Annotated in this window: 10 protein-coding genes and 1 tRNA gene; 1 reads left to right on the top strand and 10 read right to left on the bottom strand. The window is 54.2% G+C overall.

The window, feature by feature from the left end; translation table 11 throughout:
* Positions 1 to 262: 262 nt before the first annotated feature.
* From AC0QHF_RS15030 to murA, 7 genes are all read right to left on the bottom strand, one after another.
* Positions 263 to 646: an endonuclease domain-containing protein gene (locus AC0QHF_RS15030; RefSeq protein WP_324705038.1), complete on the bottom strand. Its 384-nt coding sequence runs from the start codon at positions 644 to 646 to the stop codon at positions 263 to 265.
* Between the two features lie 132 nt (positions 647 to 778).
* Positions 779 to 1,138, bottom strand: a complete 360-nt coding sequence (locus tag AC0QHF_RS15025) for a hypothetical protein (RefSeq protein ID WP_324705037.1) — start codon at positions 1,136 to 1,138, stop codon at positions 779 to 781.
* 24 nt (positions 1,139 to 1,162) lie between these two features.
* On the bottom strand, positions 1,163 to 1,915 hold the full coding sequence (locus tag AC0QHF_RS15020) for an alpha/beta fold hydrolase (protein WP_324705036.1): 753 nt from the start codon (positions 1,913 to 1,915) through the stop codon (positions 1,163 to 1,165).
* 910 nt (positions 1,916 to 2,825) lie between these two features.
* On the bottom strand, positions 2,826 to 3,065 hold the full coding sequence (locus AC0QHF_RS15015; RefSeq protein ID WP_324705035.1) for a hypothetical protein: 240 nt from the start codon (positions 3,063 to 3,065) through the stop codon (positions 2,826 to 2,828).
* Positions 3,066 to 3,134: 69 nt separating this feature from the next.
* A tRNA-Leu gene (locus AC0QHF_RS15010) sits at positions 3,135 to 3,216 on the bottom strand.
* Entirely contained in the window at positions 3,195 to 4,070 is an 876-nt protein-coding gene (locus AC0QHF_RS15005) for a M48 family metallopeptidase (RefSeq protein WP_324705034.1), read from the bottom strand. The genes AC0QHF_RS15010 and AC0QHF_RS15005 overlap by 22 nt, the downstream gene beginning before the upstream one ends.
* 88 nt (positions 4,071 to 4,158) lie before the next feature.
* The gene (gene murA, locus AC0QHF_RS15000; RefSeq protein ID WP_324705033.1) at positions 4,159 to 5,547 is read right to left on the bottom strand and encodes a UDP-N-acetylglucosamine 1-carboxyvinyltransferase; all 1,389 of its coding nucleotides are present in this window, start codon (positions 5,545 to 5,547) and stop codon (positions 4,159 to 4,161) included.
* Positions 5,548 to 5,780: 233 nt separating this feature from the next.
* On the opposite strand from murA, the gene ald reads away from it, so the two are divergent.
* The gene (gene ald, locus AC0QHF_RS14995; RefSeq protein WP_324705032.1) at positions 5,781 to 6,863 is read left to right on the top strand and encodes an alanine dehydrogenase; all 1,083 of its coding nucleotides are present in this window, start codon (positions 5,781 to 5,783) and stop codon (positions 6,861 to 6,863) included.
* Positions 6,864 to 6,933: 70 nt separating this feature from the next.
* Here ald and bicA read toward each other — a convergent pair whose 3' ends face one another.
* From bicA to AC0QHF_RS14980, 3 genes are all read right to left on the bottom strand, one after another.
* The gene (gene bicA / locus AC0QHF_RS14990; protein ID WP_324705031.1) at positions 6,934 to 8,622 is read right to left on the bottom strand and encodes a bicarbonate transporter BicA; all 1,689 of its coding nucleotides are present in this window, start codon (positions 8,620 to 8,622) and stop codon (positions 6,934 to 6,936) included.
* Positions 8,623 to 8,801: 179 nt separating this feature from the next.
* Positions 8,802 to 9,032 carry a SulP family inorganic anion transporter gene (locus AC0QHF_RS14985; protein WP_324705039.1) on the bottom strand — a complete coding sequence of 77 codons (231 nt, stop codon included), beginning with the start codon at positions 9,030 to 9,032 and terminating at the stop codon, positions 8,802 to 8,804.
* Positions 9,033 to 9,202: 170 nt separating this feature from the next.
* Positions 9,203 to 9,790: a TIGR04376 family protein gene (locus AC0QHF_RS14980; RefSeq protein ID WP_324705030.1), complete on the bottom strand. Its 588-nt coding sequence runs from the start codon at positions 9,788 to 9,790 to the stop codon at positions 9,203 to 9,205.
* Between the last annotated feature and the right edge of the window lie 169 nt (positions 9,791 to 9,959).

Here is a 9,959-nt window from a genome sequence, read left to right as displayed (position 1 = left end):
AGGGGGACTTTGAGAGGTCGGTGGGTTTGAGAAGCGATCGTATCCCCCTAAATCCCCCTTTGTAAGGGGGACTTTGATATCGGGTTTTTAAACTGGTGATATCAAATCCAGTTAAACACTCAGAAGCCACCTCCGGCTCCCCCCTTACAAAGGGGGGTTGGGGGGGATGGGACCGATTGCCGGTCCTCCCGATAGCTCTCAGAAGCCACCTCTGGCTCCCCCCTTACAAAGGGGGGCTGGGGGGGATGAAACGGCTCCCCCCTTACAAAGGGGGGCTGGGGGGGATGAACCCCAAAATCTCCTCACAAACCGCCTCAAACTCATGCAAAACCTGATGATTGGTAAAGCGAACAACCCGCAACCCGTACCCTTCCAAAACCTTGGTTCTTTCCCTATCATAAGCGATCGCATCCGGCGTAAAATGACTCTCCCCATCAACCTCGATCGCCAATTTCAACTTCGGGCAGTAAAAATCGACAATAAAATTATCAATCGGCTTCTGTCGCCAGATTTTCAGAGGAAAAGTTCTTAAAAACCCCCAAAGCTGTCGTTCCGCCGGCGTGGGATTTTTTCTCATTTCCTTGGCTTTATCCATCAATTTTGGATTGTAGGGTAAAAAGTATTTACCTTGTTTTAAGTCGGTCATTTTGATGGGTGAGTCGGGTGTCATCCCCCCCAGCCCCCCTTTGTAAGGGGGGAGAATTTAGGGAAAATCTTTTGCCAACGAAGAGGAGCTTCTTCAAGTCCCCCTTGCCAAGTCGCCTCAAAGTACCTTATATCATACCCCAGAACGCGATCGCTTTCGGGCGATCGGGAGAAGTTGCCACTGAGGAGATGGCTGAACTGGGAAATCTGTCCGCCGCCGACACGGAGCGATCGCTTCGTAGTCCAAACAGCCGATCGCCTCTTCCGACAGAGCCTTGCAGGGGTGAATGGTGCATTTCAACCGGTAGTCCCCCGTAAAAAACGCGCAGCGACTGCAAGGGATTTGATGCAGTTTTTTCAGGCGATCCAAACCCTCTTTGACGGCGACAATAATCGCCAAAATAAAACCCGTCAAAATCGCCGCGATCGCGATCGGACACAGGGGATGGACGGGCAAGCCGTTCGGGGAAGTCAACGCAGCTTCAGAAATCATCACTTTATCCCAAAAATTGTCAGTTTACGATTTCAAATCCAACAGTCCTTCGCGGCGGTTATAACCCGAATAACGGGATGAATGATTCCAAAAATTGACGATTTCGCCCGCTACAACTTTGGGGTTAAAATAGTGGAAGAAATAGCGCCCGTTCGGACATTGCCAGAGGCGATCGCCCTCCTTGAGCCAGAGCCACCACCCCTGCCAGGAATTCGGATCGATAATCACATCGTTCTCGCCCCGACCGATCATCACCGGAACCGGCACTCCGTCGGGAAAGAAATTGACCCGCCGATACAACGTATGGGGCGATAAAGAATGGTTTAAATCACGATCCAACATCCGAGCCAGTTTTTTCGTCACGGGGGTACATTGATAGCCGAATAAACTGTAAACGGTTTGAACTAAAAGCTGTTCCCGAGAGCAGGGGAGGAGTTGTCGTTGGACGTGATAGTGGGCCTGCCAATCGACGGCGGGATGGATGCCGACGGAAAGCAAAGTCAGCGATCGCACCCGTTCCGGATGTCGGCGAGAATACCACAATCCCAACAATCCGCTCATGCCGTGTCCGATCAAATGCAGGGGGCGATCGAAATGTTTTAAATAGTCGTGCAGCAAAGTCAACGCCTCATGAAAACACATCGGTTCGTCCTGACTGATACAATATTGATAGTGGGCGATCGCGCAGTGCCGGGAAAGGACTCTCAGGCACGGCAGATCCAATTCTTCGAGGGCCGGACTGACATTTAACCAAAGTGCATCGGGGGATGAAGTCATCAATTCTTTCCTGTTTTAAACGACGAGATTTATTTCCGATCAAACGGGTATCAGCTACCGGCAAAGCGCCGCAGCCTCACCCTTGGGAATTTGGGGCTTTTTTAAATCAAATTTAAGAGACGATGTTAATCATAAATTTCGACGGTTTTTTCGGAAGGTCGTGTTCCCCAGAAAAGAGGCGATCGCAGATCGGTGAAGCGGGGAAATATTGCCGGCAATCCTGACAGTGCCAGTACAAACCGTTGCGATCGATATGTTGGAGCAATTTTCCGGAACAACACGGACAATTCATAGGGCCTGTGGAGGAGTAGAGGACATCGGGACAAGGGAAAGATGAGTCGCCCGTCGAGATATCCGATCTCGACCTATTCACATCTCAAAATAATCGGACTTCGATGGGATTCAACGCCTTTTCGACGCGGCGGAAATCAAATTCCGCCCACAAACCACCCGGGCCGCGGCCCAAAATATAATCGAGGCGATGAACCGGGCATTGCCGGCCCGCCAGCCATATTTCACGGTTGGATTGTCGTAGGTTGGCATCGGTGCTACCAGGTCGTACATCTCCACAGCTTATTGCGACTAAAGTTCAATAACTGACTGAATTTATTCAAACATATTTTCAATAAAATAAAATTAAGTTTTGTTACAATCTCGGGTTCCGCCTTTAATTTTTGGGCTTTAACGCCCATCAAAAGGGCATTTCGACGATGTGGGCGGCGGGGGAGCTTCTCACTTAATTGACGCTTAGATGCAATAAGCGGATGGTTGCGATCGCGGATTTGAGTCGGCGATCGATAAGCGAGAGATTCGACCCGACGCACAATTGATATTCATTTTTAATGATTTCGGTGCCGAGGGCGAACTGTTGAAACGTTTGTGGGATCGGCTGCGACGTCCCGTCCCTAGGTCAGCCCGTCAACCCATCACGATCGCTACAGACATTCCCAATCCTCTTCCGAGATGATCGGACTGACAATATCGCCCAACGTCTGACCTTTTCCAGCAATTGAGGGGGGCGGCGCCGTTTGAGGGGCAACTGCGTCTCCTCCAAAACCGTCACGATGATCCGGGCCGATTCGACCTCCGGTTTCTCGCCGAGCCATTTCACCTGGCCATTTTCGTAGATCGCCTCGTAACTTTTGAGCATCGTCCTCCCCCCTAATCGAAAAAGGGGCGATCACGCGATCGCCCCTAATGTTCTTAACCTTTCAGAGAGTGGGCAGAGTCGGACTCGAACCGACATGACCGAAGCCGCCACATTTTGAGTGTGGTGCGTCTACCAATTTCGCCATCCGCCCAAATTGGCAACTTTATCATTATACACCATTTTCTTCCCGTGCAACAAGAAATTGTAATCCGGACTGCCGGCCCAGCGATCGATCTCCCGAGCCCGCAAAACCGGCAGGGGGTGGGTCAGTTGGGACGTCTGCGCCTGTTTGAGCAATTCCCCCAACTCGTCCCGGCTCATCTCGTCGTAGGCCTTCGCCTGCTCCAGGAACGCATCCAAATTCAGTTGCGGTGCCAGGGTGGGGGAACCGCCGGAAAGCTTCATGAGCACCGACATCACCACCCGGGGATCTTGGGTGGCCAGCAATGCGGCGCGATCGCAGGTGAACTCCGCACAGCGCACCCACTCCAAAATCTGGGCTTGCAGGGACTGCACCAACACCGCCCCCACCGTCGAGAGACTTCCGGCGGCCAATACCACCAGATTCGCCAACGTCAGGTAAACCCCGTGTTCGCACTTCAGGTGTCCCAACTCGTGGGCGATCACCGCCTGAATTTCCTCCGGCGTCAGCAAGTCGATCAAAGCAGTATGCAGGACGATAAAGGGCTGTTTCCCCCGCATCGCGAAGGTGTAGGCGTTGGGAACCGGGGACGATCGCACGTAAAGCTGCGGCGGTTCCAAATCGAGGGTTTTGCAGGCATCCAGGAGCAGCTCGTGGAGGTGGGGAAGCTGTCGCTCGCCGACCAAAACGCTCGACGCGATATTTTCCAAATAGAAAAACTGCTCTCCGAGGGAGCCGAGCAACTGCCGGACTATCAAATCCAAACCGGGCACTTGTTTCAAGGCGTTGGTCGCCTGCAAGTCCAGGGGGTGGCGGAATTGATCCGCTTTCAGACCAATCAGAGGAATTTGAGAAAAAGCCATAGCCGTCAAATCAAAAAGTGATGGAAGGAGTCGGGCGGGTTAGCGATACCTGGGGTCAGCCGCGGGAAGCTATCCCGCCCCCATCTTATTATTTGAGCAAAATTGACTCGTCTTTGCAGGCGGGAGTCGGTTCGGTTTCGCCCTGGGGGTCGATGCGCTCGATATTGGCGCCCAACTGTTTGAGCTTCACATCCAAGCGATCGTAACCGCGATCGATGTGTTGCAGGCCCTCGATGGTGCTTTCGCCCTCGGCCGCCAAGGCCGCGATCGCCAGGGCGGCGCCGGCCCGCAGATCCGTCGCCTTCACCGGCGCCCCGGAGAGGAAGGCGACGCCGCGGATCACGGCCGTATTGCCTTTCATGCGGATATCCGCCCCCATGCGGATCAACTCGGCGACGTGGTGCAGGCGGTTCTCGAACACCGTTTCCGTCAGCAGGCTATTGCCCTCGCTCAGGGTCAGCAGGGACATGAACGGCGCCTGCATATCCGTGGGAAAGCCGGGGTAGGGGAGGGTTTCGATGTCGGTCGCCAGACTTTGGGGGCCGGGGATGACGCGGACGGTGTTGTTTTCCTCCGGCACGATTTTTACTCCGGTTTTCCGCAATTTGGCGATCACCGCCGTCAGGTGGTCCGGGATGATGGACGCGACGCTCAACTCCGAGCGGGTGATGGCGGCGGCCAGCAGGAAGGTTCCGGCTTCGATGCGGTCGGGGATGATGGAATAGTCCGCCGAGTGCAGGCGATCGACGCCCGAGATGACCAGCTTTTTCGTCCCGGCACCCTTGATTTTCGCCCCCATCGCCCGACAGAAATTCGCCAGATCGACGACTTCCGGCTCCTGGGCCGCGTTGTCGATGATGGTTTCCCCGTCGGCCAGGGTCGCGGCCATCATCAGGGTTTCCGTGGCCCCGACGCTGGGGTAATCCAAATAAATTTTCGCCCCTTTCAGACGGCGATCGCTGCCGGTGAGGTAGGCGTGGACGATGCCGTGGTCGATGTGGACGTGGGCGCCCATCGCCCGCAACCCCTGAACGTGCAGGTCAACGGGTCGGGCGCCGATCGCGCATCCCCCCGGCAGGGGAACCTTGGCGATACCCAAACGGGCCAGCAAAGGGCCGATCACGAAGAAACTGGCCCGGAGCTGGCTCACCAACTCGTAGGGGGCTTGGGATTGGTTGATATCGCGGGCGTTGATCGCGATCGCATCGCCGTCCCGTTCCAGCTTCACCCCCAAGGCGGATAGAACCTGACCCATCCGGGCCACATCCACCAGGGACGGAACGTTGCGAATGCGACACTCTTCCGGACACAACAATGCCCCGGCCATCACGACCAAAGCGGCATTCTTGGCGCCGCCGACCGTGACCTGGCCTTGAAGTGAGGAACGGCCCACAACCTTGAGGATGGGCTGATTGCCATCGGATGCGGCAGAAGAATTGGACGAGCCGAGCGTGAGTGTAATGGGTCTACCCTCCACAATTGAGTTTACATTCGTTAATTTTTTTGTTCTGATTCTACCGGAAAGAATCCAGATGTCTAGGGGGACGGGGGTTAGATGCCGGAAACGCGGGGATGGAAATGCCGGGGGGGTCGCGATCGCAACCCTTTCCAGGGAATCGGTCATTTCACTCGGACCGGCCGCACTCCCCCCCCCTTTTTCAATTCCCCCCTAAAATCTAAGCATTAAAGACAGTCAAAGGTGAGGTTGAGATGGAAATCGGTGTCCCCAAAGAAGTCAAAGATCAGGAATTTCGGGTGGGATTGAGTCCGAGTAGCGTCCGAGTCTGCTGCGAAAAAGGCCATCAAGTGTTCGTGGAAACGGGGGCGGGTGCCGGCGCCGGATTCTCCGACGAGGATTACCTGCAAGCCGGAGCTAAAATTGTACCCGATGCCCGGGAGGTTTGGAGCCGCGAGTTGGTGGTGAAAGTCAAAGAACCCCTCCCTTCGGAATATCCCCTGATTCAAAAAGGGCAACTGTTATTTACTTACTTGCATCTAGCCGCGGATCGGGAGCTGACCGAACATCTCATCAACAGTGGCGTCAATGCGATCGCCTATGAAACGGTGGAACTGCCCGACGGACGGCTTCCCCTACTCACCCCCATGAGCATCATCGCCGGACGCCTGTCGATCCAGTTCGGCGCCCGGTTCCTGGAACGGCAACAGGGGGGGCGGGGAGTCCTCCTCGGCGGCGTCCCCGGCGTCCGCCCCGGCCAGGTGGCGATTTTGGGCGGCGGCGTCGTCGGCACGGAAGCGGCCCGCATCGCCATCGGCATGGGGGCGAAAGTGCAAATTGTCGAGATCAACGTGGACCGGCTCTCTTATTTGGAAACCCTGTTCGGATCGCGGGTCGAACTCCTCTACAGCAGTTCCGCCCAAATTGAACGGGTCGTCCCGGAAGCGGATCTGTTGGTCGGCGCCGTCCTGGTGCCGGGGAAACGGGCGCCCGTCTTGGTGTCCCGCGAATTGGTGGCCAAAATGCGCCCCCGCTCCGTACTCATCGATGTCGCCGTCGATCAGGGGGGTTGCATCGAAACCCTGCGCCCCACCTCCCACACCAACCCCACCTACGTCGAGGAGGGGGTCGTCCATTACGGCGTCCCGAATATGCCCGGAGCCGTCCCCTGGACGGGAACCCACGCCTTGAATAATAGCACCCTCCCCTATGTCCTGAAACTCGCCGATCGCGGCATCCGCGCCCTGGCTGAAAGCCCCCCCCTGGCCAAAGGCCTCAACGTCGAAAATCACCAACTCGTCCACCCCGCCGTCCGGGAAGTTTTTCCGGATTTGTAGGAGTATTGCGGGGTTGAGAATTGGGGACTTAACCGGTCGGGGTTGCCCCTGGATTTGGGAATGGCGTATTTTATGGCTGCAAGGACTTGGAGATACTGCATTGTTTGTTCTCGACGATCGCCAGACCTTCCTTGAGTGCCGTCAAGCGATCGCCCATCCAATAATTCCCCGGAATCAACCCGGCAATCCCCATCTTTTCCAAACGACTTTTCACCTTTCCAGTTGCCCCGACGACGATCACATTCCGTTCCGCATCGAGGGCTTCTTTGATGGCACTTTCGATCGCCAAAGAAGAAGTCACCCCCAGAACCGGCACTTCACTCAAATCGACGATCAGCACGTCATAGCTATTGATCGCCTGATGTTCTCTGGAAATCGCTTTCGCCACCCCAAAAATCATCGGACCACTCAAATGGAACAGCAACACCCGGCCGTTGGCCGCGTCCAAAATTTTCTTTTCATTCTCGTCGAGAACGATTTGATCGTCCGCATCCGTAATCGCCTTGACGGACTGAGATTGCAACTCATCCAGCCGTTCGATGGTCAAGATATTGGCGATAAATACACCCACCGCCACGGCCACCATCAAATCCACAAATACCGTTAGTAAGACCACGCCATAAACAATGCCCGCTGCCTTCCACGAAATTTTGTGAACCCGCTTTAAAAATCCCCAGTCAATAATATTGATCCCCACCTGTAAAACAATTGCCGCCAAAACCGATAGCGGAATGCCCGCAGTCAAAGGTGCCGCCCACAACACCACGATTAATAACACTAAAGCCCGACTGATTCCCGCCAAAGCCGTGCGTCCTCCGGCGTAAATACTCACCACCGTTGCCGTAGTCGCGCCCGAACCCGCAATGCCACCACATAACCCGGTAATTAAATTCGCCACCCCCTGACCGATCAATTCTTTGTTGGAGTTGTGTTCGTGTCGGGTGAGACTGTCCGAGACCAGACAAGTTAACAGACAGTCGATGGAACCCACCATCGCTAAAATCATGGCATTCACGAACATTAACCGCAAATCTTGTTGGGTAAATGTGGGTATTTGCAGTTGGGGAAGTCCGGGTTTGATTTCTCCGATGGTCGCAATCGTCCGAATGTCAACCCCACTGAAAATAACCAATGAAATGATCGTACCGATGACCAAAGCCACCAGTTGAGGGGGAACCACTTTTTTCAGGTTAGCCGGATAAAAGAATAGAATGGCGAGGGTCATTATTCCCAGGAGCATTTCCCAAGGATTGATATTGGCGATTAAATTGGGAAAATTCTTAATCACACCAATTACACCCCCCGCCGGGGTTTCTTGGCCCAGGAATGGGGCGATTTGTATGAAAATAAGAATCACGCCAATTCCGGTCATAAACCCGGAAATGACGTTGTAAGGAAGCATCGTAATATACTTCCCCAATTTCAAAACCCCGAATAACATTTGAAACACTCCCGCCAGCATGATCACGGTAAAAGCCATCGCCAAACCTTTTTCGGGATTGTTGGCGACTAATTCGGCAATGACTGCCGTGACAATTACCGTCATCGGGCCGGTGGGCTCGGAGATGAGGCTGGGAGTTCCGCCAAATAAGGAAGCGAAAAATCCAATTAATATCGCCCCCCATAAACCTGCAGAAGCCCCGGCACCGGAAGCGATTCCGAAAGCCAGTGCCATGGGTAAGGCGACCACGGCGGCGGTTAATCCACCAAAAATATCTCCTTTGAGATTGCGAAAATGTATGGTATTGGTAATCTGCATTAACTGCTCTCCTGAATTAGGTGATGACTCGGGAAAGGGGAGGAATAACTCGGGTCAATTGAGGTCAGATATAAATAATGACTGATTTTCGGATGTCCCAACTCACTGGGCTACTGCTTATAACCGGCTTGATTTCGGTCAATCAAGTCGCCGCCCAGAAATCGGGGGAGCTCCGTTCTTTAAATGGGTCGATTATCGACAGTGCCATCGCACCAGTGACGCTCAAAATTGTGCCAGGTCTTCCCCCGAAAACCGGTCATTACGGCTATAATAAATGAAGCGTAGAGTCCCATTTTCGGGACGACTCCGGCAATGATTGAAAATACGATCGCCTCTGGAATTAATGTACGTCCGACGACAGCCCCCGCCAGCCCGTCTGCGGTTCCCTTCGAGAACCCGCCCTGTCTCAACCTTCTGTTGTTCAATTTTCCTCTCAGAGCAACAGGGAGATTATACCCGATGGCGGAGTCCTTTGATGAGTGGGAAGGGGCGATCGCGGCTCCGGGAGTTGGGGGAGAAAAGAAATAGAAAATAACCAATAGTTATCATTTATTGATTGATAATTTCCAATGGTCGAGGATCAATTTTTCCCCATATTGCGTTTCAGTTCCTCCAATTCCTCGTCCATCTCCCACTGGCGGAACTGCTGTTCCAGGGGATCGGCCGCGGCGCCGAAACTGGCGTGGCCGGTCCCTTGGTTCCAGGCTTGGGTTTCCCAGGGTTGCCCGGTCTGAGCCTGTTGCGATCGCGCCGCTTGGACTTCCTGATATCGGGCTTTCACTTCTTTGCGCCGTTCCTGAATCTGGCGATATAATTCTTTCGACTGCTCGATCCGGCTTTTGACGCCCTGCATCTGTCCCCAGGCTTGGTTCCCCTGTCGCAGTAATGCGGCTTCCCGTTCCTGGGCGCCTTGGGCCAGGTCGGGGCGGTTGGCAGCCTGGGCTTTTCCAACCCATTTGTGCCACTTTTGGATATCTTGGGCGATCGTCAGAATATCTTCCTCCAATTTTTTTTCCTGGCGTTGCAGATCCGCGATCAATCGCAGGGTGTCTTCTTCCTGTTCCCGCAACTGCTCTTCGAGGGCTTGCAGTTCCAGGTGGGGATGTTCCCGCAGAAATTCCTCCAGGCGGGTTTCCAGAAAGCGGCTGAAATCTTCAAATATGCCCATGAGATTTGAGAATGGTGACTTGATCTATTTTACTGCTCAGTGAGAAGGGCAAGGGATATTCTCTGAGAAGGGTAAGCATATTCTCTCCGAAAGGCAAGCGCAGAGGCTTGCCTCTACGGTCATTTGATGATTAATTGATTGTGAATGGGGTTTCATGGGCAAGCGCAGA

Source organism: Lyngbya sp. CCY1209 (genome assembly GCF_055795065.1).
The sequence above is the reverse complement of the archived record's forward strand: the minus strand, read 5'-3'. Positions and strand labels throughout refer to the sequence as shown.

What these genes read in the sequence shown, in the direction of transcription:
- AC0QHF_RS15005 (WP_324705034.1), bottom strand. Translation starts at nt 4,070, where the DNA reads ATGGCTTTTTCTCAAATTCCTCTGATTGGTCTGAAAGCGGATCAATTC.
- AC0QHF_RS15030 (WP_324705038.1), bottom strand. Translation starts at nt 646, where the DNA reads ATGACCGACTTAAAACAAGGTAAATACTTTTTACCCTACAATCCAAAA.
- AC0QHF_RS15015 (WP_324705035.1), bottom strand. Translation starts at nt 3,065, where the DNA reads ATGCTCAAAAGTTACGAGGCGATCTACGAAAATGGCCAGGTGAAATGG.
- AC0QHF_RS15025 (WP_324705037.1), bottom strand. Translation starts at nt 1,138, where the DNA reads ATGATTTCTGAAGCTGCGTTGACTTCCCCGAACGGCTTGCCCGTCCAT.
- AC0QHF_RS14980 (WP_324705030.1), bottom strand. Translation starts at nt 9,790, where the DNA reads ATGGGCATATTTGAAGATTTCAGCCGCTTTCTGGAAACCCGCCTGGAG.
- ald (WP_324705032.1), top strand. Translation starts at nt 5,781, where the DNA reads ATGGAAATCGGTGTCCCCAAAGAAGTCAAAGATCAGGAATTTCGGGTG.
- AC0QHF_RS15020 (WP_324705036.1), bottom strand. Translation starts at nt 1,915, where the DNA reads ATGACTTCATCCCCCGATGCACTTTGGTTAAATGTCAGTCCGGCCCTC.
- bicA (WP_324705031.1), bottom strand. Translation starts at nt 8,622, where the DNA reads ATGCAGATTACCAATACCATACATTTTCGCAATCTCAAAGGAGATATT.